The sequence below is a fragment of the Amycolatopsis australiensis genome (genome assembly GCF_900119165.1).
GTDB classification, from domain to species: Bacteria; Actinomycetota; Actinomycetes; order Mycobacteriales; family Pseudonocardiaceae; genus Amycolatopsis; species Amycolatopsis australiensis.
Genome location: NZ_FPJG01000006.1, coordinates 5,714,805 through 5,741,172, shown reverse-complemented (window position 1 = coordinate 5,741,172; position 26,368 = coordinate 5,714,805). Strand labels below are relative to the sequence as shown.

21 protein-coding genes and 1 pseudogene are annotated in these 26,368 nt (G+C 74.7%); 13 read left to right on the top strand and 9 right to left on the bottom strand.

All coding sequences use genetic code 11. From position 1 onward, the window contains the following. Positions 1-5 precede the first annotated feature (5 nt). A complete protein-coding gene (locus tag BT341_RS28115; protein WP_084743013.1) occupies positions 6-1,193 on the bottom strand; it encodes an MFS transporter in 1,188 nt (395 codons plus the stop codon). A gap of 107 nt (positions 1,194-1,300) precedes the next feature. Here BT341_RS28115 and BT341_RS28110 point away from each other — a divergent pair, with 107 nt between their 5' ends. Next, a complete protein-coding gene (locus BT341_RS28110) occupies positions 1,301-2,185 on the top strand; it encodes a LysR family transcriptional regulator (protein WP_072479138.1) in 885 nt (294 codons plus the stop codon). Here BT341_RS28110 and BT341_RS46750 read toward each other — a convergent pair. Next, positions 2,163-3,419, bottom strand: a complete 1,257-nt coding sequence (locus BT341_RS46750) for a helix-turn-helix domain-containing protein (RefSeq protein ID WP_072479137.1) — start codon at positions 3,417-3,419, stop codon at positions 2,163-2,165. The two genes, BT341_RS28110 and BT341_RS46750, sit on opposite strands and share 23 nt — an antisense overlap. Positions 3,420-3,524: 105 nt before the next feature. Here BT341_RS46750 and BT341_RS28100 point away from each other — a divergent pair, with 105 nt between their 5' ends. After that, complete coding sequence (locus tag BT341_RS28100) at positions 3,525-4,475, top strand: alpha/beta hydrolase (RefSeq protein ID WP_072479136.1); 951 nt, start codon at positions 3,525-3,527, stop codon at positions 4,473-4,475. A 52-nt stretch (positions 4,476-4,527) separates the two neighbouring features. Here the strand turns inward: BT341_RS28100 and BT341_RS28095 are convergent, their stop codons facing one another. Then, positions 4,528-5,565: an NADPH:quinone reductase gene (locus tag BT341_RS28095; RefSeq protein WP_072479135.1), complete on the bottom strand. Its 1,038-nt coding sequence runs from the start codon at positions 5,563-5,565 to the stop codon at positions 4,528-4,530. A gap of 200 nt (positions 5,566-5,765) precedes the next feature. On the opposite strand from BT341_RS28095, the gene BT341_RS45520 reads away from it, so the two are divergent. The 3 genes from BT341_RS45520 (at position 5,766) to BT341_RS47395 (ending at position 6,302) form a co-directional block, all read left to right on the top strand. Then, positions 5,766-5,915, top strand: coding sequence for a hypothetical protein (locus tag BT341_RS45520; protein WP_177328907.1), 150 nt, complete (start codon positions 5,766-5,768; stop codon positions 5,913-5,915). A gap of 47 nt (positions 5,916-5,962) precedes the next feature. After that, the gene (locus BT341_RS47400; RefSeq protein WP_281256011.1) at positions 5,963-6,091 is read left to right on the top strand and encodes a hypothetical protein; all 129 of its coding nucleotides are present in this window, start codon (positions 5,963-5,965) and stop codon (positions 6,089-6,091) included. Positions 6,092-6,170: 79 nt separating this feature from the next. Beyond that, positions 6,171-6,302 (top strand): hypothetical protein, encoded by a 132-nt coding sequence (locus BT341_RS47395; protein ID WP_281256010.1) that lies wholly within the window; start codon positions 6,171-6,173, stop codon positions 6,300-6,302. A gap of 344 nt (positions 6,303-6,646) precedes the next feature. On the opposite strand, the gene glgC is transcribed toward BT341_RS47395, so the two are convergent. The 4 genes from glgC to BT341_RS28070 form a co-directional block, all read right to left on the bottom strand. Then, positions 6,647-7,864: a glucose-1-phosphate adenylyltransferase gene (gene glgC, locus BT341_RS28085; protein ID WP_143168660.1), complete on the bottom strand. Its 1,218-nt coding sequence runs from the start codon at positions 7,862-7,864 to the stop codon at positions 6,647-6,649. Beyond that, positions 7,861-9,015, bottom strand: coding sequence for a glycogen synthase (gene glgA / locus BT341_RS28080; RefSeq protein ID WP_072479132.1), 1,155 nt, complete (start codon positions 9,013-9,015; stop codon positions 7,861-7,863). Before glgA ends, glgC begins: the two co-directional genes overlap by 4 nt. Before the next feature lie 368 nt (positions 9,016-9,383). Further along, complete coding sequence (locus BT341_RS28075) at positions 9,384-10,925, bottom strand: hypothetical protein (RefSeq protein WP_342750229.1); 1,542 nt, start codon at positions 10,923-10,925, stop codon at positions 9,384-9,386. Between the two features lie 215 nt (positions 10,926-11,140). Further along, positions 11,141-12,535 carry an MSCRAMM family protein gene (locus BT341_RS28070; protein WP_245805127.1) on the bottom strand — a complete coding sequence of 465 codons (1,395 nt, stop codon included), beginning with the start codon at positions 12,533-12,535 and terminating at the stop codon, positions 11,141-11,143. 254 nt (positions 12,536-12,789) lie between these two features. On the opposite strand from BT341_RS28070, the gene BT341_RS28065 reads away from it, so the two are divergent. From BT341_RS28065 to BT341_RS47685, 4 genes and pseudogenes are all read left to right on the top strand, one after another. Next, positions 12,790-13,221 (top strand): Hsp20/alpha crystallin family protein, encoded by a 432-nt coding sequence (locus BT341_RS28065; protein WP_072479129.1) that lies wholly within the window; start codon positions 12,790-12,792, stop codon positions 13,219-13,221. Between the two features lie 179 nt (positions 13,222-13,400). Continuing rightward, complete coding sequence (locus BT341_RS28060; RefSeq protein WP_245805126.1) at positions 13,401-14,552, top strand: sensor histidine kinase; 1,152 nt, start codon at positions 13,401-13,403, stop codon at positions 14,550-14,552. Further along, positions 14,549-15,196: pseudogene (locus BT341_RS47690) on the top strand (response regulator transcription factor); the annotation flags it as partial. The gene BT341_RS28060 and the pseudogene BT341_RS47690, both read left to right, overlap by 4 nt. A 93-nt stretch (positions 15,197-15,289) precedes the next feature. Then, positions 15,290-16,033, top strand: coding sequence for an AfsR/SARP family transcriptional regulator (locus BT341_RS47685; RefSeq protein WP_342750268.1), 744 nt, complete (start codon positions 15,290-15,292; stop codon positions 16,031-16,033). A 4-nt stretch (positions 16,034-16,037) separates the two neighbouring features. Here BT341_RS47685 and BT341_RS28050 read toward each other — a convergent pair whose 3' ends face one another. Next, a complete protein-coding gene (locus tag BT341_RS28050; protein WP_072479127.1) occupies positions 16,038-16,412 on the bottom strand; it encodes an STAS domain-containing protein in 375 nt (124 codons plus the stop codon). 118 nt (positions 16,413-16,530) lie between these two features. Between BT341_RS28050 and BT341_RS28045 the strand changes: the two genes are divergently transcribed. The 4 genes from BT341_RS28045 to fusA all read left to right on the top strand — a co-directional run bounded on the left by BT341_RS28045 (position 16,531) and on the right by fusA (position 25,113). Next, entirely contained in the window at positions 16,531-17,409 is an 879-nt protein-coding gene (locus BT341_RS28045) for a MerR family transcriptional regulator (protein WP_072479126.1), read from the top strand. Positions 17,410-17,560: 151 nt separating this feature from the next. Continuing rightward, a complete protein-coding gene (locus BT341_RS28040; protein WP_072479125.1) occupies positions 17,561-21,169 on the top strand; it encodes a discoidin domain-containing protein in 3,609 nt (1,202 codons plus the stop codon). 86 nt (positions 21,170-21,255) lie between these two features. Then, the gene (locus BT341_RS28035) at positions 21,256-22,893 is read left to right on the top strand and encodes a PucR family transcriptional regulator (protein ID WP_072479124.1); all 1,638 of its coding nucleotides are present in this window, start codon (positions 21,256-21,258) and stop codon (positions 22,891-22,893) included. 273 nt (positions 22,894-23,166) lie between these two features. Further along, positions 23,167-25,113, top strand: a complete 1,947-nt coding sequence (gene fusA / locus BT341_RS28030; RefSeq protein WP_072479123.1) for an elongation factor G — start codon at positions 23,167-23,169, stop codon at positions 25,111-25,113. A 25-nt stretch (positions 25,114-25,138) separates the two neighbouring features. Here the strand turns inward: fusA and BT341_RS28025 are convergent, their stop codons facing one another. Further along, a complete protein-coding gene (locus BT341_RS28025) occupies positions 25,139-26,353 on the bottom strand; it encodes a cysteine desulfurase-like protein (RefSeq protein ID WP_072479122.1) in 1,215 nt (404 codons plus the stop codon). Between the last annotated feature and the right edge of the window lie 15 nt (positions 26,354-26,368).

The window sequence follows — 26,368 nt, the reverse complement described above, 5'->3', positions numbered from 1 at the left end:
CGACTCTATGCCCGCCCGAGGGTCCGGCGGGCCGACCAGCCGAGCAGCGCCAGTTCCAGGACCGCGAACCCGGCCAGCACCACCGGCCCGGACGCGGCCAGCATGGCCAGGCCGATGAGCAGCACCGGCAGCACCAGACCCGCGTACGCGGCCAGGAACAGCGCGGCGAGCACCTCCCCGCGGGTGCCCTCGTCCGCGAGCGCGGCCACCGCGGCGACCGCGGCCCGGAAACCCAGCCCGAACCCGGCGCCGGCGAGCACGCTCGCGCCGAAGAACAGCGGAAGCGAACCGGCGAACGCCGACACCGGCAGCAGCACCAGGCCGGCGCCCATCAGCGCGTAGCCGGAGCGCAGCTGCGGACGCGTCGCCAGCCGGGCGAACCCGAGCTGGGCGAGTGCGGCACTGCCGAGCATGGTGAACGGCGCCAGCCCGGCGAGCAGCCGCGACGGCTGGTGCAGTTCGTGCGCCAGCAAGGCGGGGGAGAGCGCCATGAACAGGCCGCTGAGGGCGAACGCGGCGAACGCGCCGGTCGCGGCACCGGTGAACTCCGCCCGTGCGGCCGACGGCAGGGAAAGCCGCTGCGGCCGGTACGCCGGACGCTCCTCCCGCCGCTCGACCGTCTCCGGCACCAGGCTCACCACGATCGCCTCGCCGAGCAGCACCACCAGGAACACGGCGAACGGTGTTCGCAGCGGCAGGCCCGCGTACTGCGCGAACAGCCCGCCCACCAGCGGGCCGAGTGCCAGGCCGCCGGCGTTCACCACGGTCGCGACGAGGCCGGGCCGGCCCTGCGGCCGCAGCTCGGACAGGTGCGCGGTCGCGGTGGCCGTGATCGCGCCGATCCCGGCGCCGCTCACCAGCCGCGCGACGATCAGGCCCGGCACCTCCGGCCAGAGCAGGAACATCGCCGCCGAGAGCGCCTCGGCCAGCAGCCCGGCGACGAGCACGCGGCGGCGGCCCAGCCAGTCGCTGACGTGCCCGGCCAGGTACAGGCTCAGCATCACGCCGACCGCGTACGCGGCGAAGACCACCGTGACGAGGAAGGCCGGGAAGCCGTCGCGCTGCTGGTAGAGCGTGTAGAGCGGCGTCGGGACGGTGGAGAACGCGAGCGCCGTCGCGAACGCGACCGCGACGACGCGGAAACCCAGGCCGTGGCTCACGCGGAACCGCGCCGGGGACAGGGTGAGGGACATCGGGACCTTCCGGGACCGCAGGGATCTTCCGCCCACCACGATGTCCCCGCCGACTCACCACGTCCAACGAAAAGTCGTGGTCGGAGTTATCGCTAGGATCGATGGATATGGAGACCCGTCAGCTCGAGTACTTCGTCGCCGTGGCCGAGGAGCTCAGCTTCACCCGGGCCGCGCAGCGGATGTTCGCCGTCCAGTCCACGGTGTCGGCCGCCGTCCGCGCCCTGGAGACGGAGCTCGGCACCCGGCTGTTCGACCGCTCGACCCGCCGGGTCGCCCTGTCGGCGGCCGGCGCGGCGTTCCTGCCGGAAGCGAAGAGCGCGATCGAGGCTCTCGAACGTGCCCGCGCGACCGTCCAGGAGGCGTCCCAAGGGCTGCGCGGCAGCCTGCGGATCGGCACGCTGACGTCGATCGGCGGGGTGGACCTGCCCGCGCTGCTGGGCGCGTTCCACCGGCGTCACCCGCGTGTCGACATCCACGTGACGGTGTCGATCACCGGGTCGACCGGGCTCGCCGAGGAGGTGCGGCAGGGGCGGCTCGACCTGGCGGTGGTGGGCCTGCCCGAGGCGGATCTGGCCGGCCTGGAGGTGCTGCGGGTGGAGACGCGGCCGTTCGTCGCGCTGCTCCCGGCCACCCACCGGCTGGCGCCGCGGCGGGCGGTGCGGCTGGCGGACCTGGCCGGCGAGTCGTTCATCGACACGCCGCGAGGGTTCGGCAACCGGGTGGCGATGGACCGCGCGTTCGACGCGCTCGGCTCACCGCGGCGGGTCACGGTAGAGGTGGCCGACCTGCGCACGGTGCCCGGTTACGTCCGGGCGGGGCTCGGCATCGCGGTCGTCCCGGAGACGACGGCGCCGGACGAGCCGGACGTCGTGGTGCGGCCCCTGGCGGGCGCGGGACTGGACTGGCCGCTCAACGTCGTCACGTCGGGGTCGAAGGAACCGAGCCGTGCCCTGCGGACGCTGCTCGACCTCATCGAGACTCGTGTCCATTGAGGACGGTGTTGTCCCGCAGCCGGCGCAGCATGAGCGCGAGGTGCAGCCGGAACCGCCCGCCGGGCGAGTCGACCTCGAACCCGAGAACGGCTTCGGCACGGGCGAGCCGGGCGGGCATGGTGCTGTGGTGCCGGTGCAGGACGGCGGCGGCCTTGCGCGCGGAACCGGTGGCACACAAGGCATCGAGGGCGGCGAGGGTGTCGGCGCCGTGGGGTTCGGCGGCGAGCCGGTCGAGCGCGTGGACGTCGGCCAGCTCGGCGAAGTCGGCCGTGGTGAGCTTCCCGGCGAGGGCGGCGAGACTGCCGAGCCGGTCGGAGAAGACGACGGGCTCGGCGGCGGAGGTGAACCGCAAGGCGGTCCGTGCCCCGGCCCACGAGCGCGCGGCATCGATGGCCGCGACCTCCGGCCCGACGCCCACGCGGGCGCCCTCGGGCAGCGCACCGAAGACGGCGCTGCCCGGTAGCGGGGAGCGGACTGCGGGCCCGTTGGCGAGTTGGGTGGGCATCGCGCGGTCCGGTTGCGGCGAGCGGCCGTTGGTGAGCGGGTGGGCCACCGCGCCACCGGGCTGCGCGGAGCGGCCCGCCGGGCGGCCGTCGGCGAGCGCGCCGGCCACCGCGTCACCGGGCTGCACTGAGCCCCCGTCGCGCATCCAGCCGCGCGCCGACGTCCCGTCCGCCAGAACCGCCCGCACCCCGCCCAGTTCGGCCGACCGCCCGGCGGCTCCCTCGAGCCCGATCCCCGCCAGCACGCGCAGGCGGCTCGTCGGCGGGATGCCCAGCAGGTGCAGCGCCCGCGACCGCTCCGCGGTGCCCGCGTCCGCCGACAGCACCAGCTCCACCAGCGCCGGGTCGCCCAGCTCGGGACGCGGCACGCCGCCCTGGCCCAGGAGGATCGCCGTCGCTATCGCGAACCTCTCCAGCAGCATGTCGTCGAGGGGGATCGGGGCCCCGGCCCTGGCCACCCACACCTGGATGCCGCCCTCGAGCGTGCGCGTGGCCGCTCCCGGGGGCGGTGCTCCCGGGGTCGTGACGTCCTCGCCCGGCTCCGCGCGCAGCGACAGCCCCTGGCCCGGCGCGTGCACGCCCACCGGGCAGCCCGCCAGCTCCGCCGTGCTGCGGACCAGCCCGTCCGGGCCCGCGTGACCGGTGATCAGGCGGTCGAAGAACCCGATCACCCGCACGGCGTTCTCGGCGTCGGCGTCGAGCCCGGACAGCCGCAGCAGCAGCCCCTTCATGCCGTCACGATAGGCGCGCGCGCCGCCGGATGGCGAGGTCCGCCCGGCGCAACGCCCGCCGCGTGGCGGTGGCTCCGGCCGCGTCCCGCGGCCCAAGATCGGGGCATGACCTACGCGATCGACCCCGAGCTGCTGCCCTGGCTGGACATGCTGCCGTCCGTGACCTTGACCGACTACGAAGCCCTGGTCGCCGCGCGCTCGTCGATGGGCGAGCTGCGCGACGTGCTGCCCGCCTACGAGCCGGTGCATCCCGTCGACGTCCGCGACACGACCGTGCCCGGCCCGTCCGATGCCCCGGAGGTGCCGGTGCGCGTCTACGCGCCGGCCGGCCGGACCGGCGCGGTGCCCGGGCTGCTCTACATCCACGGCGGCGGATTCGTCCTCGGCGACCTGGACATGTTCCACGCGCAGCTGGTGCGGCTGGTCGACGAGCTCGGGATCGTGATCGTGTCGGTCGACTACCGGCTGGCGCCCGAGCACCCGTTCCCGGCGCCGGTCGAGGACTGCTACGCGGCGCTGCAGTGGATCGAGGCCAAGGCGGCCGAACTCGGCATCGACCCGGCCCGGCTCGGCGTCGCGGGCGAAAGCGCCGGCGGTGGCCTCTCGGCGGCGGTCGCGCTGCTGGCCCGTGACCGCGGCGGCCCGGCGCTGTGCTTCCAGTACCTCGGCATCCCGGAGCTGGACGACCGCCTGGACACCCCGTCGATGCGCGCGTACACCGACACGCCGCTGTGGAACCAGCCGAACGCGGTGTTCAGCTGGACCAGCTACCTCGGCACGGAACCCGGCGGCGACGACGTCTCGCCGTACGCCGCCCCGGCGCGGGCGACCGACCTGGCCGGGCTGCCGCCCGCGTTCGTGACGACGTGCCAGTTCGACCCGTTGCGCGACGAGGGAATCCGGTACGCGCAGCGGCTCGCGCACGCGGGCGTGGCGACCGAGCTGCGTCACTACCCGGGCACGTTCCACGGCTCGGCCATGGTGGAGACGGCGGAGATCTCCCGGCGGATGCTCGCCGACGAGATCGACGCCCTGCGCCGCGGGCTGCGCGTCTGAGCCACGGCCGGGGAAGGCGGCTCACCAGCGCCTTCCCCGGCTCCTCCGCGGGCTACTCCGCCGCAGTGACGTCGATCAGCACCTTCCCGGTGGCGCCTTTCTCCGAAGCGGTGTGGGCGGCTGCGGTCTCCGCCAGCGGGAACCGGTGGACCGGGACGCCGCGGTCCTCGCCCAGGCGCAGCGCGCCGTCGGCCATGGCCGCGGTGATGTCCTCGGCGCCGGCGCGGAGCTTGCCGGCGCCCACGGTGTAGAGCACCAGGAACTGGTAGCGCGCGTTGAGCCACACATTCGCCCGGAAGTCGAGGCTGACGGTCCCGGTGCCGCGGTCGTCGCCGTAGGCGGCGACCGTGCCGCGCGGGCGCAGGACCTGCGTGTGCAGCCCGGCGTTGACCCCGGCGGCCACCTCGGCGACCAGGTCGACGCCGTCCGGGGCGACGTCGCGGACGCGGGCGGCCAGCTCCGGATCGGGGTAGCGCAGGACGTGCTGGGCGCCGGCCGCGCGGGCGAGGGTGGCCTTCTCGTCGCTGCTGACCGTCGCGATCACCGTCGCGCCGGCCCAGCGGGCGAGCTGGATGGTGGCGTTGCCGACCGCGCCGGCGCCGCCGCTGACCAGGACCGTCCGGCCGTCGAGCGCGCCGGGGGAGAGGCGGGCGGGCCCGTCTTCGGCGACGGTGAGCGCCCGGTGCGCGGTCAGCCCGGGCACGCCGAACCCGGCGCCTTCGTCGAACCCGGCCGTGCCGGGCAGGTGCACCAGCTGCGCCGCCGGGAGCACGGTGTACTCCTGCGCGGTGCCGGTGGCCGGCCCGTGGGTGGCCGCGAGGACCAGCCACACGCGGTCGCCGGGGGCGAAGCCGGTGACGCCGGGGCCGACCGCGTCGACGACGCCGGCGCCGTCCTGGTTGGGCACGGATTCGGGAACCTCGGTGCCGGCCGCGGCGCCGCGGCCGGCGCGCTGCTTCCAGTCGGTGGGGTTGACGGCGGACACGACGACCCGCACGCGGACCTCGCCGGGGCCGGGATCGGGGACGTCCCGGTCGGCCAGTGCCAGCACTTCGGGTCCGCCGTGGCGGCGGTAGACGACTGCTTTCATGCCGGATGCAATCCGGCGGCGGCGGGGGTTATTCCCGGCGGTGGCCGAAATGAGCTGACGGTAAATCCGCAGCGTGCGCCATCCGTTTTTACGCGTGTCGGGAAAGGTGCGGAAAACGCGTGCCACGCGGGTGATCCCCCGCGCGGGCGATTTTCGGAGCTGCCCGAGCGAAACCGGTGAGGGTCGCAGAAACTGGGCGCGTGGGAGAGGAAAAGCGCAGCCTGGGGGACGAGCGGCCGAAGCGCGACGACGGCGAACCGACGCCGATCTTCGACGCGGTGTTCAGCGCCACGCGCGCGCGGTCGAATACGCAGAATCCACCGAAGGAGCCGGGCGAATCGGGGCGGTGAATCGCTTTCGGCGTGGCGAGGGCCGGGCTTGGCGCGGGCTGGCAGCGGTGTACGCGGCGGTCTCCGCGGCCCAGGCGTATCTGGCGGCGACGACGGGTGTGGCCTGGGCGGCAGCGCTGGCGGCAGTGTTCCTGGCGGCGGCGATCGCGTGCGGCTTCGCGGCCTTCCACCGTTGACGTGTGGCACAGAGTTCGACGTACGCGGCGAAGATGTAGCATCTCCGGTGCACGTGCATCCGCGGGTGAGGAGTGGAAGTTGGCAGGCGTGGTGAACAGCATGATCGCCGCCGAGTACGCGGCGGGCGCCACGATCTCGGAGCTGGCCGAGCGCTGGGGCATCGACCCCCGCCAGGTGGTCGAACGCATCTCGGCCGCTGTCCGCTCCTGACGCACCTGCCGGTTCCGCTCCGCGGCGGCGCCACGGGTAAAGACCGGAGTTGCCTGCTTTGCCCGCGCGGGCGCCCGGGGCGGCCGCCGCCAGGCTCGGTGGCAATCGGGGCGTCCGGGGCCTCACCACGCTGCCGCCCGGCCCTCCGCCGCATCGCGAGGATGACCGGCGGCGCCCGCTTTGCCCGCGCGGGCGCCAGGCGTCACCGCCAGGCTCGGCTGCCACCGCGCAGCGGAATCGGAGCGCCCGGCCTCACCACGCTGCCGCCGACCCCGCTCCCGCGCCACGAGGATGAACGGGCGGTGCCCGCGTAAAAGGCACCGCCCGCCACCGCGCGGCTGACCTCAGATCGCGCGTTCTCCCTTGCCGAGCACCACGATCCCGCCTTCGCTCACGTGGTAGTGCCCCCGGTCGCGAGCGAGGTCCACCCCGATGTGCGCCCCCGGCGGCACGACGACGTTCTTGTCGAGGATGGCCCGCCGCACCACCGCTCCGCGGCCCACTCTCGCGCCGTCCAGCAGCACCGATCCCTGGACCACCGCGCCCTGCTCCACGAGCACGTCCGGGGACAGCACCGAGTCCACCACCTGGGCGCCCGAAATGATGCAGCCGTTGCTGACGATCGACTGGTTCGCCGAGCCGCCCTCCACGAACTTCGCCGCCGCGCGCTGGCCCGGGTGGGCCAGGATCGGCCACTTGCGGTTGTAGAGGTTGAAGATCGGGTGCGTCGAGATCAGGTCCGTGTGGGCCTCGTAATAACTGTCGATCGTGCCGACGTCGCGCCAGTAGCCGTGGTCGCGCTCGGTCTCGCCCGGCACCACGTTCGTGTTGAAGTCGTAGACCGCTGCCTCGCCCGACTTGACCAGCGCCGGGATGATGTCGCGGCCCATGTCGTGGTGCGAGGCCGCGTTCTCCGCGTCGGCGTACAACGCTTCCAGCATCACCTTCGTCGTGAACATGTAGTTGCCCATCGACACGTACGACTCGTCGGGGGAGTCCGGCAGGCCCGGCGGATCCTCCGGCTTCTCCATGAACGCGTCGATCATCAGCCCGTCGGTGGTCCGGATGACGCCGAACGAGCCGGCCTCCGCCCGCGGCACGCGGATCCCCGCCACCGTGACGCCCGCGCCGGAGGAGATGTGCGCCTCCAGCATCTGCCGCGGGTCCATCCGGTAGATGTTGTCCGCGCCGAACACCGCGATGTACTCGGGGTTTTCGTCGTGGACGAGGTTGAGGCTCTGGTGGATCGCGTCGGCGCTGCCCTGGTACCAGCGCGGCCCGAGCCGCTGCTGGGCCGGCACCGGCGTGACGTACTCGCCGGTCAGCGACGACAGCCGCCACGTCGTCGAGATGTGCCGGTCGAGGGAGTGCGACTTGTACTGCGTCAGCACGCACAGCCGCCGGATGCCGCCGTGCACGAGGTTCGACAGCACGAAGTCGATCAGCCGGTGCGTGCCGCCGAAGGGCACCGCCGGTTTCGCGCGGTCGGCGGTCAGCGGCATCAGCCGCTTGCCCTCCCCGCCCGCGAGCACGATGCCCAGGACATGGCATTCGCCGTTCACGCCGACCTCCCGCACGCCTCGTAGAGGGCGACCGTCCGCTCGGCGATCGCCTTCCAGCCGAACTCGCCGACCGCGCGCTCGCGGCCGGCGGTACCCATCGCGGCGGCCCGGTCCGGGGAGCCGACCACCTCGTTCAGCGCGGCGGCCAGGCCCGCCTCGAACCCTTCGGCGTCCCGCTCGTCGTAGTGGACGAGCAAGCCGGTCCGGCCGTCGTCGACGACCTCCGGGATGCCGCCGACGTCGCTGGCCACCACCGGCGTGCCGCACGCCATCGCCTCCAGGTTCACGATGCCGAGCGGCTCGTAGACCGACGGGCAGGCGAACACCGCGGCGTGCGTGAGCAGCTGCACGACCTCCTCGCGCGGCAGCATCTCCGGGATCCAGCGGACGCCGGTGCGCGTCTTCTCCAGCTCGGCGACCAGGCCGCGGAACTCCGCGTCCAGCTCGGGGGTGTCCGCGCCGCCCGCGCACAGCACCAGCTGGGTGCCCGGATCGAGCTTCGCGCCCGCGCGGACCAGGTGCGGGACACCCTTCTGCCGCGTGATCCGGCCGACGAACAGCACGTACGGCCGGCCCGGGTCGATGCCGTGCTTCGCCAGCGCTTCGGTGCCCGGGGCGGGCCGGTAGAGGGTGGTGTCGATGCCGTTGTGGATCACGTGCACCCGCTCGGGCGGGACGGACGGGTACGCGGCGAGCACGTCCCGGCGCATGCCGCCGCTGACCGCGACGATGGCGTCGGCCGCTTCGTAGGCCTCGCGCTCGATCCACGACGACACGCGGTAGCCACCACCGAGCTGTTCGGCCTTCCACGGCCGCAGCGGTTCCAGCGAGTGCGCGGTGACGACGTGCGGGATGCCGTGCGTCAGCTTCGCCAGGTGCCCGGCCAGGTTCGCGTACCAGGTGTGGCTGTGCGCCAGATCGTGGCCTTCGAGGGCGTTCGCCATCGAGACGGCGATGTCCATGGTCGTGAACGCGGGCTGGCGGTAGCCGTGCGGATCGGTGTGCCCGGTGGCGCCGGGACGGTCCGCGCCCCAGCAGTGCACGTCGAGGTCGACCAGCGGCCGCAACTCCCGGGCGAGGAACTCCACATGGACACCGGCGCCGCCGTAGACCTCCGGCGGGTATTCCCGGGTGAGCAGGCCGACCTTCATGACCGAAACCCTATGGCCTGAAGGGCATGGCGCGCAGTCTGGCACCCAGGGGAAATCTCACGAAGTTTCCGTACCGCTCAGATGAGCGTGCGGATCACGGCACCCGGCCGGGGTGGCCCGCCGGGGCGGGTGCCGCAAGCGGGGAGGTGCCGGGCCGGGGGCCGCCGCCGGCGACGTGCTTTCGGCGAGCGTGCGGATCACGGCACCCGGCCGGGGTGGCCCGCCGGGGCGGGTGCCGCAAGCGGGGAGGTGCCGGGCCGGGGGCCGCCGCCGGCGACGCGCTTTCGGCGAGCGCGGAGATCAGGGCACGCGGGTGAGGTGAAGTGGCCCGCCGGGGCCGGGCCGGGGCCCGCCGTCGAGCGCGGAGATCACGGCACGCGGCTGAGCGTGAAGTGGCCGACGCCCTTGGCGGCGGACTGGACCTGCCAGCTGTCCGGTCCGGTCGCCGGGCCGGTGCCGTAGACCAGCCGGTAGTCCGCCCGGCGGGGCGGGATCGAGCGGTCCAGCCAGTGGTAGTTGATGCGCAGCGCGAGACGCATCAGCGGGCCCGCCGTCGCGATGCGCTTCTCGACCAGGCCCACCGCCTGGCCGCGGTCGGAGAACTCGTCGAGGATCACGCAGTCGCAGAAGTACGCCAGGGTGCCGATCTCGCCGGGGCCGGCGACGCTCGCCCCGCCCAGGCGGGCGCCCAGCTGCGTTCCGACGCTCGCGTAGTCGCGGGCGCTCGCCCAGTTGCCGAACACCACCGGCGACGGCCACGGCACGCCCTGCGCCACGTCGACCGCCGCCCCCGACAGCAGCACCGCGCCCGTCAGCCCCAGCGCCAGCACCGGCGGCCCCGGCCGCAGCGCCCGCCGCTGCCGTGCCTGGGCGTACCAGACGCCGAAGGCCGCGACGCCGAACGTGCCCGCCGCCGTCACCGGGGCGACGTAGTACCAGTGGAACGGGCCGACCCCGAGGAACGAATACGCCAGGTAGTGCAGGATGCCGCCGGCGCCGAGCGCGGCCGGCGGGCCGAGCGCCGGGAAATCCGGCCACCGGGCGCCGAACCGGGCCGCGGCCCAGCCGGCCAGCGCGATCACGCCCAGCAGCGCCGGGAGGAACGACACGAGCACCGTCACCGGCCAGCCGAGGTAGTACATCAGCGGCCCGGTGCTGAAGCTCCACGGCGCGAACACGCCCGCCTGCAGCTGCTTGATGACCAGCGTGTCCGGCACGAACGAGCCGAAGGCGACCCAGCTGACCGCGAACCACGGCGCCGTCGTCAGCACCGCCCAGCCGGCGGCCGGCCACGGACGCCGCCGGATCGCGGGCGTGCTCAGCGCGATCACCACGACGAACACCACGAGGTCGAGCCGGGTGAGGACGGCGAGGCCGGCGGCCACGCCGAACAGCCGCGGACGGCCTTCGAGCGCGAACACCGTGAGCACCAGCAGCACGGCGGGGATCAGCAGCACCTCGAGCCCGACCGCGGACAGCACGAACGGATTGAGCAGCACCAGCGCGACGCCGAGCACGCCCGCCGCCGGCGGCAGCGTCAGCACGCGGCCGAAACGCTGCCACGCCCAGCCGAGCACGCCGCCGCAGAACACCGTGAGGACGCCGAGCGCGACCACCGGGTGCGGGCCGCCCGCGACGCGCGTCACGAACGTCAGCGCGCCGAGCAGCAGGACGTTCAGCGGGGACGTCGCGGAGTTCGCGGGCGAGCCCGGGACCAGCCCCCATTCGCCGTGCACGGCGAGGTTCTTCGCGTAGGCGAGGCTGATGTAGCCGTCGTCGGTGAGGCTGTCGCGCACCAGGAGGAAGACCGCCGCGCCGAGCACCGCCCCGAACGCCGGCAGCCACCAGCTGCGGCCGCGCGCGTTCGCCGGGTCCGGCATCGCCCGTTCCGCTCGTGTTTCCGTCAGCACCTGTCCACCCCGCGGACCCCTCGTCCGCTCCTCGGTCACCATGCCCCGGGGACCGTAGTGGCGGCTCGTTACGGCGGTGCTACACCGCGGTAATCGCCACCGTCCCCCGGGGCTTCACCCGATCGTGGCATGGCGGGCGGGACCTCGCAGCGTGGCACGCTCCACTGTGGACGGTGAAGCCCGTGGCCCGGCGGGCGGCCGGGCCACAGGCGTGCTCAGCGCTGGTAGCGCAGAGCCCACTCCTCGCCGCAGGACCAGCAGGTCCCGACCGCGACGGCGCCGTCGTCGCCGTCGGCCGGACGCCAGCCGCCGGCGACCCGGACGGTGTACCGGCCCGCCGGGACCGTGCCGAACGCCACGTGCCCCTGCGCGTCGGACACGGCGCTCGCGGCGACCGTCCCGTCGACGCGGTCGACCAGGTCGACCGCGGTGCCGGTGATCGCCTCGCCCGGGTCGGCCGTGTAGTTGCCGTTGTCGTCGTGGTAGACCACGCCGCCGGTGGTGCCGGGCGGCGCCGCGACGTGGGCGTCGAGGTTCACCCGCGGCCGGCCTTCGATCGGGCCGGGGTCGCTCCCGAAGTCGCAGGCGGCGTAGAAGCCGCCGTACTGGGTCGCGGCGGACGGGACGGTGCCGGACTCGGTGAACGTCCGCGACTCGCCCGGGGCGAGGTCGACGGCGGCCGCGGGGGACAGGTCGGTCCAGGAGCCCCAGCCGAGCAGGTGGTCGTCCGAGCCGAACCGGTCGCAGCCCACCGCGACGCCGTGCAGCGGGGCGCCGCTGACGTTGGTTAGCGTGAACGTGACCTGGACGGGGTCGCCGACCTGGTAGGTGGCGCGGTCGAACGCGCCGGTGGCGTGCAGCTTCTCCGACAGGGGCCGCAGCGCGCGCAGGTTCCGCTGCGGTCCCGGGACGCTGCCGTCGACGTCCACGTACTGCGGGCCGCCGGCATCGGACACCCAGCCGTCCGGCAGGCGGTAGCTCGAGATCCCGTAGCGCTGGGCCGGCAGGTCCGTGAAGGTGAACTGCCCGTCGGCGCCGGTGGTCACCTCGATGGGGCTGCCCGAGCCGCTCCCGGTGAGGTAGGCGACGGCGCCGGCGAGGCCCTCGCCCGCGTCGAAGGCGCCGTTCTCGTTCCGGTCGCCGTAGACGACGCCCGAGGCGGACCCGCGGGTCGTCGTCGGGTCCGTCAGCGGGACGACGAGGTCGCCGGGCTGGTCCCACGAACCGCGGAACCGCTCGTGCGGCACGTCCTGGCGCCAGCTCCAGACGACGGCGGTGACGGTGAACGACCGGGTGGCCCCGGCGTCGAGGTCGACGCCCGCCTGCGGGCTGCCGCCGAGGCCGGCCCAGTCCTGGATCGACAGGTACGAGCCGGAGACGTGCTCGTCCCAGAGCGTGACCTTGGTCAGCGGCCGGTCGGTCGTGTTGGTCAGCGTCAGCGTGATCGGGAACGGCCTGCCGACCAGCTGCGGCCCGGGATCGACCGCCGCGGTGATGACCAGCTGCGGCCCGTCGGCGTGGGCGGCGGGCACGGTGAGCGCGCCGGCGGTCAGCGCGGCGGCGAGCACGGCGAAGAGCCGTCTCACCCCGCGCAGGGGTGTTCTGGACACGGTGTATCCCCCTGGAAGTGGCCGGGCCGGCGGCTCCCCGCGGCGCCGCCCGGCGATGGCGCAGAAGACTGCGATCCCCGTCAAGCTAGCGCTCCGCGGGGCCGGCCGGGCAGGGCCGAGGGGGTGATCGCCCTGGCCGCGGTGGCATGTTGAGCAGTGCGGGAACAAGTAAATTGAGTCTGTCGTTGTCAACTCTGCGAGGGCGTGACCACCACCGCCCCGGCCACGAACCACCTGGTGGGAAGGAGACAGACATGCTGATGCGCACCGACCCGTTCCGTGAGCTGGACCGGCTGACCCAGCAGTTCTTCGGGGCCCCCGGCACCGCGAGCCGCCCGGCCGCCGTCCCGATGGACGCCTACCGCGACGGGAGCGAGTTCGTCGTCCGGTTCGACCTGCCCGGCGTCACCGCCGACTCGATCACCCTCGACGTCGAGCGCAACGTCCTGACCGTGCGGGCCGAGCGGGCCGCGACCGCGCCGGACGGCGCCGAGTACCTGGTCGGCGAACGGCCGCGCGGCGTGTTCAGCCGCCGGCTTTTCCTCGGTGACGCGCTGGACACCGACCGCATCGAGGCCGGTTACGACGCCGGCGTGCTGACCGTGCGGATCCCGGTCGCCGAGCGGGCCAAGGCCCGCCGGATCACCGTCGGCTCCGGCGACGCCAAGGCGCAGCTCACCGCCTGACCCGCGCCCGCCCCTCGTGAAGGCCACCTCGATTCCGCGAGGTGGCCTTCACGGCGTTGCGGGTGGCCACAGTGGACGGACCAGGGCCGATGAAATCCGGATGAACCGCAGCTTCCACCCGGGGCGGGATGCGCCCGCGCGGCCCGCTTCCTAGGCTGGTCGGCGTGCGGGGGAGGGCGGTGAGGGGGATCCGGGCCCGGCTGGAGACGAGCCTCAGCCGGGCCGGGATCGCGCTCCCGTGGTGGGTGCCGGTGGGCTCGACCACCTTCGGCGCGCTGCTCGCGGTCGCCGCGGTGGCGCAGCGGGGAGCGCTGGTCCCGCCCGCGCCGATCGCGCTCGCCGGGCTGCTCGCCGTCGTCACCCCGCTCGTCTGGGCCGGCACCGGCGTGCTCGTGCCGCCGTGGGTGAAGGCGGCCACCGTCCTCGCCGCCGTCGCGATCCTGCTGGCCCACCCGGCCGTGCCGGACTTCGCGCCCGTCGTGCTGGTGGTGCTGGCCGCCGAGGCGGCGTCGATCACCCGGCCCGCGTTGGCGTTCGCCGTCGTCGCCGCGAGCGTCGCCACGCTGAGCGTGGCCGCGGCCCTGGCGGGCCTGGTCGGCTTCCCCGTCTACGTCGCCGCGGTGCTGCTGGGCGCGGCCGGCGGCTGGATGATGCGCTGGTACGTCCGCGCGCTGGACGCCGAGCGCGCGGCCCGCGACGCCGTCCGCGACCAGGCGGTCCTCGCCGAACGCCAGCGGATCGCCCGCGAGGTGCACGACGTCGTCGCGCACTCGCTGAGCATCACGCTGCTGCACCTGACCGGTACCCGGCACGCCCTGCGGCAGGACCGCGACGTCGAAGAGGCCCTCGAAGGGCTCGCGGAGGCCGAACGCGTCGGGCGGACGGCGATGGCCGACATCCGCCGGACCGTCGGGCTGCTCGCCGAGGCGCCGGCCGGGACCCACCCGCTGCCCGACGTCCGCGACATCGCCGCGCTGGTCGAGCGGACCCGCGCGGCCGGGCTCGAGGTCCGCTACGAGCAGGAGGGCGACCTGGCCGCGGTGCCGGACCTGGCCGGGCTCGGCCTCTACCGGATCGCGCAGGAGTCGCTGGCCAACATCGCCAAGCACGGCGGCGGCGCGCCCGCCCGGATGCGGCTCGACGTCGGCCCGGCGGAGGCACGGCTGGTCGTCCGCAACCGGCTTCGCGCGCCGGCCGCGCCGGGTGCGGGCGGATCGGGACTGAAGGGCATGTTCGCGCGGGCCGGCCAGCTGGGCGCCGAGCTCACCGCGGGACCGGAGGGGACGGACTGGGTGGTGGCGGTCAGCGTGCCCGCGGGTGGGACGCCGTGACCGCGGGCGAGATCCGGGTCCTGCTCGTCGACGACCAGGAGCTCGTGCGGTCGGGGCTGCGGCGGATCCTGCGCCGTCGCGACGGGTTCGTCATCGCGGGCGAGTGCGCCGACGGCGCCGAGGTGCCCGCCGCGCTGGCCGCGACCGGCGTCGACGTCGTCGTGATGGACCTGCGGATGAAGCACGTCGACGGGATCGAGGCGACCCGGCGGATCGGCGGCCGGACGCCCGTGCTGGCGCTCACCACCTTCGACGACGACGAGCTGCTGGCCGGCGTGCTGCGCGCGGGCGCGGTCGGCTACATCCTCAAGGACTCGCCGGCCGAGGACCTGATCCGGGCCGTCCGGGCGGTCGCCGCGGGCGACGCGTGGCTCGACGCCGCCGTCACCGCGCGCGTCCTCACCACCTACCGGCGCGCGTCCGCCGAAGGACCCGCGGGGCCGCCGCCGGGCCTGCTCACGCCGCGTGAGCTGGATGTGCTGCGGGCGGCCGGGCGCGGGCTCACCAACGCCGAGATCGCCGCCGCGCTGGTGGTTTCGGAGCTGACGGTGAAGAGCCACCTGAGCCGGATCTTCGCCAAGCTCGGGCTGCGCGACCGGGCCGCGGCCGTCGTCTACGCGTTCGACCACGGCATCGTCAGCCCGCGCGCCGGGGCGGTCGTGGACGATGCCCCGGTGCCACCGTCGGTCGCCGAGCCGGCACCGGTGCCGGGCCTGCGGTTTTCGGTGCTGGGCCCGATGCGCGCGTGGCGCGGCGGCACCCCGCTGGACCTGGGCCCGGTGCGCCAGCAGGCGCTGCTGGCGGCGCTGGTGCTCCGCCCCGGAGTCACGGTCGGCCCGGGGGAGCTGCTGGACGGCGTCTGGGGGATGGAGCCACCGGGAACGGGCGGGCGCGTCCTGCCGGTGTACGTGCACCGGCTGCGCAAGTGCCTGCGCGCGCCGGGCGAGCGGACCCCGGACTCGGTCATCGGCCGCACGCGCGGCGGCTACCGGTTCGACGGGGCCGGCGTCCGGATCGACACGGCCCGCCTGGCGCAGCTGGACGCCGATGCCGGCGCGGCCGAGGAGGCGGGTGACCTGGCCGCCGCGGTGTCGTCGTGTTCCGCGGCGCTCGCGTTGTTCCACGGCGAGCCGCTCGCGGGGCTGCCGGGCCCGTTCGCGGAGGGCCAGCGGCTGCGGCTGTCCGAGCGGCGGTGCGCGCTGTGGACCCGCAAGGCCCGGCTGCAGCTGCGGCTGGGCCGGTACGCCGCAGTGGCGGACGAGCTGTCGGCGGTGCTGGCGCTGGAGCCGCTGCGCGAGCCGTTGGCGGCGCTGCTGATGCGTGCCCTGCAGGCGACCGGCCGCCGTGCGGAGGCGATCGCGGTGTACGGCCGCACCCGCGACCGGCTGGCGGCGGACCTGGGCGTGGAGCCGGGCGAAGAGCTGCGGCGCACGCACCGCGCGGTGGTGGACGAGGTGCTGCACCCCGACTTCCCCGGCTAGCGGGTCAGGAGACGCGGCGGGGCGCGTCCGGCGTCTCGGTGACCGCCGCCCGGGCGGCCGCGACGTCGCCGTGCAGCGGCAGCAGGTGGTCGAGGCCGAGGATCTCGAGCGGCCGGGTGACCGCGGCCTGGGCCGCGGCGATGGCGTACGGGACGTCGTGCGCTCGGGCTTCCCGGTCCGCCTCGACGAGGATGCTGAAGACCGTCGAGTCGCAGAACGTCGCGGCCGTCAGGTCCGCCACGACCCCGCGGGCGCCTCGGCGGACGGGCGCCAGCAGCGCGTCCCGCAGCTGCGGGGCCATGTCCTGGTCGAGGTCGCCGGCGCAGCGGACGGTCACCACTCCGGCGTCGGTCGTCGTCGTGCAGTGCTCCTCGGTCATGCGTGAGTCCCTCCTGATCGTCCTCCCGGCGAAAGGGGTACCCACGGCGGCGCGAGCCGACGCGCCTGGCCCGGGCCGCGCGTCGCTAAGCTGCGGGCCAGCGAGGCGAAGGGGAACGGTGGAACCGAACAACGTCGACGAGCCGCCCGGCGCGGGTGCCTGGGCGCCGGGCAAGGTCGCCGAGCTGCTCGGCGTTTCGCCGGTGACCCTGCGCAGCTGGAGCGCGCGGTACGGGATCGGCCCGTCGGCGGGCGGCGCGGGACGGCACCGCCGTTACTCCGACGCGGACGTCCGGCGCCTGCAGCACATGCAGCGGCTCGTGGGGCGGGGGATGCCCGTGCGGGAGGCGGCCGCCGTGGCGTTCGGCGGCACCGCCGGCGGCCCCGTGGTGCCGGCCGCCCACCGGGTGCGCGAGCTGGAGGACGCGGCCGCGGACCTGCGGCCGGCGTCGGTCGCCGGGTTGCTCGACGAGACGGTGGGAACGCTGGGCCCGGCGGCGGCCTGGACCGACGTGCTGGCCCCGGTCCTGCGCGGGCTGGGCGGCCGCTGGCAGCGCGGCGACGTCTGCTTCGCGACGGAATGGGTGCTGACGAGCGAGATTTCCCTGGCGCTGGAGCGCTACAGCCGCCGTTTCCCGGCTGCGGTGCCGGGCCGACCGGTGCTGCTGGCGTGCTGCCCGGCGGAGCGGCATTCGCTGCCGATGGAAGCGTTGCGCGCGACGCTGGCCGAGGCGGGCGTGCCGGTGGCGTACGCGGGCCAGCTGGTCCCGGCGGAGACCTTGGCGGACCTGGCGGCCCGGTTGGACCCGGTGCTGGTGCTGCTGTGGTCGCTGGCGCCCCCGACGGCGGACGACCTCCTGGCGGCGCGAGTCAGAGACCTGGGCCGGGCGGTCGGCACGGCGGGCCCGGGCTGGGACCACCTGGGCGACCGCGGCTTCGCCCGGGTGAACGACCTCGCGTCGGCGGTGGAGCTGGCGGTCGCGCACGCGGAGGCGTAGGCCGGCCGGCTGCCAGACATCGATGTCAGGTCTCGGAATTCTTGTCTTCCTTGTCTTCTTGACGCTCCCGACAGCGGCGGCGGAAGCTTCCTGGCAACGTTGTCACCCCGCACCCGGCGCCCATCGGCCGCCGGTGGAGAACGGAGTTCGGATGGCCGACCAGCACCGCATCGGTTCCCCGTCCGCCGACGTCGCCGCCCTGTCGCGGCGGCGGGTGCTCGCCGCCGGGGGTGGGTTGCTCGCCGGATTCGGGATCGGCGCCGTGCTGCCCGGCGTGGCCTCCGCGGAAACCGAAGCCGGCACCGCCGCACCGGCGGCGAAGACCGATCTGGCCCTGTTCCGTCCGGTGCGGGTTTCCTCCACCGACTACGCCGCCACCCCGGCCGAGTTCGCCGTCGACGGGCTCGCCCAGGTCGGCGTCAAGGGCTCCGGCTGGCGTGCCGCCCAGGGCGACGGGCAGTGGATCGTCGTCGACCTGCAGGGGCCGTGCCGGATCGACTCCGTCGTGCTCACCTTCGAAGGCCAGCCCGGAGATCCCGCCTTCGACGCCGGCGCCTCCCGCAGCCACACCAGCGGCTTCGAGATCCAGTCGAGCTACGCGACGGCCTTCGACCTCGACGTCTCCGGCGACGGCAAGGCCTGGCGCACCGTCCACCACACCGATTCCGGCACCGGCGGCGTCGTGACGATCCCGCTGCCGGCCGTCACCGCCCGCTGGGTTCGCTTCACCGCGGCTCGCCGCTCGACGGGCAATCCCTTGGGCCTCAACGGCTTCCAGGTCTTCGGCACCAGCACCGGCCACCGGCCCGCCGTCCGCGGCTGGACCAGCTTCCCGGTCCGCCCGGACGACAACCCGCCGGCTCTGGCCGTCGCCGCCGACGGCACCGTGCCGCTCGAGTCCGGCTGGGTCCTCACCATGGACGACTGGGCGCCCACCGGGGACGGCACCGTCCTTTCCGGATCTACTGTGGACACCCGGGGATGGCTGCCCGCGACCGTTCCCGGCACGGTCCTCGCCTCGCTCGTCGAGCAGGGGCAGCTGCCCGATCCGGTGGCCGGGATGAACAACCTGCACGTCCCGGAAGCGCTTTCCCGCCACGCGTGGTGGTACCGCCGCCGGTTCTCGCTCCCGCGTGGCCTCGACACCTCGCCCGGCCGGCACGTCTGGCTCGAGTTCGACGGCGTCAACCACGAAGCCCGCATCTGGCTCAACGGCGCCGGAATCGGCGCGCAGAGCCACCCGTTCGGCCGCGGCGTCTTCGACGTCACCGCTGCCCTGCGCCGCACCGGCGAGCAGGTACTGGCCGTGCGGATCGCGCCGATGCCGAAGCCCGGCAGCCCCGGCGACAAGGGGTCCGACGGCAGCTCCTGGGTGGACGCGGGCGGCACGATGTTCGAGAACTCGCCGACCTACCTCGCGGTCTCGGGCTGGGATTGGATGCCCGCGGTCCGCGACCGCGCCTCGGGCATCTGGGACCACGTGCGCCTGCGTTCCACCGGCGCCGCCGTGCTCGGCGACGTCCGCGTCGACACCAAGGTGCCGGATCCGGGCACCGCCGAGGTGACCCTGACCGTGCCGGTGCGCAACGCCGCCGCGACCGCCCAGCGCGTCAAGGTCACCGCCGCCTTCGGCCCGGTCAGTGTGTCGAGCACGGTCACCGTCCCGGCCGGCCAGACCGCCGACGTCGCGTTCCCGAAGCAGGTGGTGCGCGACCCGAAGCTGTGGTGGCCCAACGGCTATGGCGACCCGGACCTCTACGACCTGACGCTCACCGCGGCGATCGGGGCGTCGGTCAGCGACCGCCGGACGGTCAAGATCGGCCTGCGCGAGCTGGGCTACCGGTACGACCTGCCGATCGTGATCAGCGACGGCCGCGCCACCCAGACCGTCGACCTCGGCCCGCAGCACGCCCGGTTCGTCCGCATGCAGGGCCGCAAGCGCGCCACCGGCTGGGGCTTCTCGCTCTGGACGATGGCGGTCGTCGACAGCGCGAACCCGGGCACGGACCTCGCGCAGGGCAAGCCGGCCACGTCGTCCTCGGTCGCCGACGGCGACCCGCCCGAACGCGCCTTCGACGGCGATCCGAACACACGCTGGACGTCGAGCTACGACGACAACCAGTGGCTGCAGGTCGACCTCGGCACCGCGACCGCGTTCGACCGCGTCGTGCTGACCTGGGAGACCGCCTACGCGGCGACGTTCGAGATCCAGGTGTCGCAGGACGGTGACACCTGGACCGGCGCCGCGTCCGTCGACAACAACGCCAAGCCGCTGACGCTGCTGGTCAACGGCGTCAAGGTCTTCGCCCGCGGCGGCAGCTGGGGCTGGGACGAGCTGCTGCGCCGGATGCCGGCCGAGCGGGCCGACGCCGTCGTCGCCATGCACCGCGACATGAACTTCACCCTGATCCGCAACTGGGTCGGCTCGTCGTACCGGCAGGAGCTGTTCGACGCCTGCGACAAGTACGGCATCCTGCTGTGGAACGAGTTCTGGGACGGCTGGTCGACCGACCCGGCCAACCACGACATCTTCCTGGCGCAGGCGAAGGACACCGTGCTGCGCTACCGGCACCACGCGTGCGCGACGGTCTGGTTCGGCTGCAACGAAGGCACCCCGCCGTCGGTGATCGACAACGCGCTGCGCGAGATCGTCACGGCCAACACCGACCTGCTCTACCAGGGCAACTCCGCCGGCGGCGTGATCACCGGCGACGGACCCTACTTCTGGCAGGACCCGAAGCGGTACTTCACCGGCGAGGCGACCGGCGGGAAGTACGGGTTCTGGAGCGAAATCGGGCTCCCGACGGTGTCGGTCGTCGAGAGCATGCGCAACCTGGTCGGCTCCGGCGACCCGGGCTGGCCGATCGGCGCGCCGTGGTTCCTGCACGACTGGTCCACCGCCGGCAACCAGTCACCGCAGAGCTACCTCGCGGCGATCGACGCGCGGCTGGCGCCCTCGACGAGCCTCGCGGAGTTCTGCCGCAAGGCGCAGTTCGTCAACTACGAGAGCATGCGCGCGATCTTCGAGGCGTGGAACGCGAAGCTGTGGAACGACGCCACGGGCGTGCTGCTGTGGATGTCGCACCCGGCGTGGCACAGCACGGTCTGGCAGACCTACGACTACGACCTCGACGTCAACGGCAGCTACTACGGCGCGCGCAAGGGCTGCGAGGCCCGGCACGTCCAGGCCGACCTGACCACCTGGCAGGTCCGCGTCGTGAACCACACGCCGGACGCGCTGACCGGGGCGACCGTGACGGCGCGGCTCCACGGCCTCGACGGCGCGAGTCTCGGGCAGCCGCGCCGGCAGCAGGTGGACGTCGCCGCGAACGTGGCCGCGGACGCCTTCCCGGTGCCGTTCGAAGCCGGCCAGCCGGACCTGCACCTGCTGCGGCTCACCCTGACCGACGCGAGCGGCGCGGTGCTGTCGGAGAACACGTACTGGCGTTACCGCACCGACACCGCCATGCGCGCGCTCAACCAGCTCCCGGGCGCCCGCCTGGCCACGACGCTGCGGCCCGACGGCGACGCCTACACCGCGACCGTCCGCAACGAGGGCTCGACGGTCGCCGCGATGATCCGGCTGTCGCTGCGGGAACGCAACGGTGCCGACCGCGTGCTGCCCACCCGCTACGGCGACAACTACTTCTGGCTGCTGCCGGGGGAGAGCCGCACGGTCCGCGTCGAGCCACGGCGGCGCGTGCCGGGCGCCCGGCTGCTGGTCGAGGCCTACAACGTGGCGGCGAAGCTGACGACGTAGCCCCTTGGTCCGGGTGGACGAAAACGGAGGCTGATTTCGTGCCCTCCGACGAACTAGGCTGACGGTGTCGCGCCTAGCTTCGGGAGGTGCTCGTTTCGGTGAACCTGCGCCCGCACGCCAGCCTCGGCCGCGTCCTCGACGACCTGGGCGGCACCCTCCTGGACCTCGTGCTCGGGGACGGCGACCGGCCCGGCGGCATCGGCGGCGTCGCCATCCACGACCCGCTCGACGAGCCCGCGCTGCCCCAGCACGCCCTGGTGCTCGGCGTCGGCCTCGCGGAACCGGACGAGGTGGTCCGGCAGCTGCGGACGCTGGCCCGGCACGACGCGGCCGGGCTCGTGCTGCGCGCGCCGGTCACGGTGACCGAGGCGATCTCCGCCGCCGTCGAGGAGACCGGCGTCGCGCTGCTGAGCCTGGCCCGCGGCGCGTCGTGGGCACAGCTCGCGGCGATGCTGCGGTCACTGCTCGCCGAAGGCGACGTCGGCGACGCCGGCCCCGAGACCCTCGCCGGGCTGCCGTCGGGTGACCTGTTCGCCGTGGCCAACGCGATCGGGGCGCTGATCGACGCGCCGGTGACGATCGAGGACCGCCGGTCGCGGGTGCTGGCGTTCTCGGGACGGCAGGACGAAGCCGACCCGTCGCGCGTGGAGACCATCCTCGGGCGGCAGGTGCCCGAGCGGTTCGCCCGGATGCTGGCCGACCGCGGGGTGTTCCGCGAGCTGTACCGCACCGACCGGCCGGTGTACGTCGACCGGCCGCCGGAGAGCCCCGACGGGTTCATGATCCCGCGGGTCGCCGTCGCGGTCCGCGCGGGCGACGAGATCCTCGGCTCGATCTGGGCGGCGGTGCGCGAACCGCTGACGCCGGACCGGACGCAGGCGCTGCGCGACGCGGCGCGCCTGGTCGCGCTGCACCTGCTGCGCGTCCGGGCCGGAGCCGACGTCGAACGCCGGCTGCGCGCGGACCTGCTGAGCACGGCGCTGGAAGGCGGAGCCGCGGCGCGGGAGGCGCTGAGCAGGCTGGGCCTGGCCGACCAGCCGGTCGTCGTGCTGGCGCTGGCGGTGCTGGAGAACGGCGCCGCCGACGCCGAGCTGGCCACCGAGCGGCAGCGGCTGGCCGACGGCCTGGCCATGCACCTGAGCGCGGTGCACCCGCGGTGCGCCGCGGCGCTGGTCGGCGACACGGCGTACGGGCTGGTCCCGGTGACCCGCGACGCCGACGGCGAACGGCGGGCACTGCGGATCGCGAAGGACTTCCTGGACCGGGTGGGCGACCGCGTGCGGGCGGTCGTCGGCATCGGGCCGGTGGCGCGCAGCGCGGCCGAGCTGCCGGAGGCGCGGGCGAGCGCGGACCGCGCGCTGCGGGTGCTGCGCTCGGGCAGCGGCGCGGGCCGCCGGGTCGCGCTGCTGGCCGACGTGCACGTCGAGGCGCTGCTGCTGGAACTGCAGGACCTGGTCGCCGCGCGCGGCGACCGCCCGACCGGGCCGGTCGCGCGGCTGCTCGAGTACGACGAACAGCACCACGCGCACCTCGTCGAGACGCTCCGGGCGTGGCTCGACGCCTTCGGCGACGTCATCGCCGCCTCGGCCGCGGTCCACGTGCACCCCAACACGTTCCGGTACCGCCTGCGCCGGCTCGCGGAGGTCGGCGGCTTCGACATGACCGACCCGGAAGCCCGCTTCGCGGCGATGCTCCAGCTCCGGGTGGTCGCGCCGCCCGCGTGACAGGCCGGCGTCCCCGGGAAAAGCGGTTGGCCGCCGGCGCGGGCGCCGCTACGCTGCGCCGGAACCCACACCGCCGCGTCGAACGAGGGGAGCCGGCCGTGCGTCACCACGTCCCTGCCGCTTCCCGGCCGCGGTCCGAGGTGATCCTCGTGTCTCCGCCTTCCCGGTGCCTGCCGCGCGGCTCGCACCGGACGCCGTGACGCGCTCCACTGTGGAGTGACCGGCACGGCGAATCGCGCTGTCCTGCCCGGATCTTCCTCCAAGGACCGCACCGTGCGTACCCACGACCTGACCACCGTCCGCAACCTCGGCATCCTCGCCCACGTCGACGCGGGCAAGACCACCGTCACCGAACGGGTCCTCCACCTCGCCGGAGTGACCCACAAACAGGGCGAGGTCCACGACGGCACCACCGTCACCGACTTCGACCCGCAGGAACGCGACCGCGGCATCACCATCTTCGCCGCGGCCGTCGGCTGCACGTGGGCCGGCCACCGGCTCACCCTCATCGACACGCCCGGCCACGTCGACTTCACCGCCGAGGTCGAGCGGTCGCTGCGGGTCCTCGACGGCGCGATCGCCGTGTTCGACGCCGTCGCGGGCGTCGAACCGCAGAGCGAGACCGTCTGGCGCCAGGCCGACCGGCACGGCGTCCCGCGCATCGCCTTCGTCAACAAGCTCGACCGCGCGGGTGCCGACCTGGACGCGGCCGTCGCGTCGATCCGCGCGCGGCTGCACCCGGCACCGCTGGTGGTGCAGCTGCCGATCGGGCGGGAAAGCGCCTTCACCGGTGTCGTCGACCTGCTCCGCCTGGACCAGGTGCCGGACGACGTCCTGGCCGAGGCGCGGCGACGGCGTCGCGTGCTCGAAGAGGCCGTCGCCGAGCTGCATCCGCTCGCGCTGGAGGAGTTCTGCGCCACCGGGACCGTCTCGGCGGAGACGCTGGAGAAGGCGTTGCGGGAGCTGACGCTCAGCGGCGACGGGCTCGTCGTGCTGTGCGGCGCGGCCTACCGCGACCGCGGGATCACGGAGCTGCTCGACGCCGTCGTGGCCTACCTGCCGTCGCCGGCGGACGTGCCGCCGGTGCGCCCCGACCGGCCCGCCGACCCGGCGGCGCCGGTGGCCGCGCTGGTGTTCAAGGTCGTCGCGACGGCCACGGGACGGCTGACGTACCTGCGCGTGTACTCGGGAACGCTGCGGAAGGGGGACCAGGTGTCGGACGCGGGCCGCACCGAGCGCATCGCGCGCGTCCTGCGCGTGCAGGCCGACCGGTACTCCGAAGTGGACAGTGCGGTGGCCGGCGACATCGTCGCGGTGGCCGGGCCGAAGGCGGCGCGGGTCGGCGCGACGCTCTGCGCCCCCGGCGCGGAGGTGCTGCTGGAGCCGCCGGTGACGGCCGACCCGGTGGTCTCGGTGGCCGTCGAGGCGCGCCGGGCGGGCGACGGCGACCGGCTGACGCCGGCGCTGGCGCGGCTGACCGAGGAAGACCCCTCGCTGGTCGTGCGCACCGACCCGGAGACCGGGCAGACGGTGCTGTCCGGTCTCGGCGAGCTGCACCTGGAGGTGGCGGTGGAGAAGCTGCGCGAGCGTGGCCTCGACGTCGCCGCCGGCCGTCCGTCGGTCGCCCACCGCGAGACCGTCGTGCGCGGCGTGTCCGGGCTGGTCTACCGGCACGTCAAGCAGGACGGCGGCGCGGGCCAGTTCGCGCACGTGGTCCTCGACGTCTCGCCGTCCGCGGAGGGTTTCGAGTTCGCCTCGGCGATCGCCGGCGGCCGGGTGCCGCGCGAGTACGTCCGCGCGGTCGAAGCCGGCTGCCGGGACGCCCTGGCCGAAGGACCGCTCGGCGGGTACCCGGTGACGGGCCTGCGGGTGGTGCTCACCGACGGCGCCACGCACCCGAAGGACTCGTCGGATCTGGCGTTCCGGACGGCGGGACGGCTCGGCCTGCGCGAGGCACTGCGCGCGTGCGAGCTGCGGCTGCTCGAACCGGTGGCCGAGGTGGCCGTGACGGTACCCGGCGACGTGGTCGGCGGCGTGCTCGGTGACCTGGCCGCCCGGCGCGGCCGGGTGACGGGTTCGGCGGTCCGGGCGGGCACCGCGGTGGTGACGGCGACGGTGCCGGTGGCGGAGCTGTTCGGCTACGCCACCCGGTTGCGGAGCCGGACCCGGGGCTGCGGCACGTTCACCGCCCGGCCGTCGGGCTACGCGCCGGTGCCGTAACCGTCGTGAGCGGGAAGCAGGGGTGCTAACCCTGTTTCCCGCTCACGACCGACGCGACGCCCGCGAGCAGCCGGTCCACGTCGGCTTCCGTCGTGTAGGGCGCGATGCCCGCCCGCACCGCGCCCGTGTCGCCGAGGCCCAGGTGCCGCGAGCACTCGATCGCGTAGAAGCTGCCCGCCGGCGCGTTCACCCCCAGCGTCCCGAGGTGCTCGTACACCGCCTGCGACGCGACGCCGTCGACGGAGAACAGTACCGTCGGGGTCCGGTGCCGGTCGGGCGCGCCGTACCGGGTCACGCCGGGCAGCGCCGCCAAGCCCGCGTCGAGCCGGGCCAGCAGCGCGTCTTCGTGCTCGGCCAGCGCCGTCAGCGAACCCCGCAGACGCGAGCGGCGCGAACCCGAGCCGGGCACGAGACCGGCGAGGAAGTCGATCGCCGCGGTCGTCCCGGCCAGCAGCTCGTACGGGAGCGTGCCCAGCTCGAAGCGTTCCGGGACCGCGTCGGTCGAGGGCAGCAGCTTGTCCGGGCGCAGCGTCTCCAGCAGCGCGGGCGCGGCGGCGACCAGCCCGAGGTGCGGTCCCAGGAACTTGTACGGCGAGCACGCGTAGAAGTCGGCTCCCAGCGCCGTGACGTCGACCGCGGCGTGCGGGGTGAGGTGCACACCGTCGACGTACAGCAGCGCGCCGGCGTCGTGCACCGCGGCCGCGATCGCCGGGACGTCCGGCCGGGTTCCCAGCAGGTTCGACGCCGCCGTGACCGCGACCAGCCGGGTCCGCGGCGACAGCAGCCCGGTGACGTCGGACGGCGTCAGCACCCCGGTGGCCGGGTCGAACGAAGCCCAGCGCACGGTCGCACCGGCGGCCGCGGCGGCCTGCACCCACGGCCGGATGTTCGCGTCGTGGTCGAGCCGGGTGACGACGACCTCGTCGCCCGCGCCCCAGGTCTTGGCGAGCGTGCGCGAGAAGTCGTACGTCAGCTGCGTCATGCTCCGCCCGAAGACGACGCCGTCCGCATCGGCGGCCAGCAGGTCGGCGACGGCCTGCCGGGCCTCGGCGACCACCGTGCCCGCCCGCCGCTCGGCGGCGGTCACGACCCCGCGGTTGGCGATCGCGGCGCACAGCGTCCCGGCCACCGCCTCGCCGACCACGTCGGGAACCTGCGAGCCGCCGGGCCCGTCGAAGTGGGCGGCTCCGGCGGCGAGGGCGGGGAAGTGCTTGCGGATCGTCTGCACGTCGTAGCTCATGGCGTCAGCGTGCCA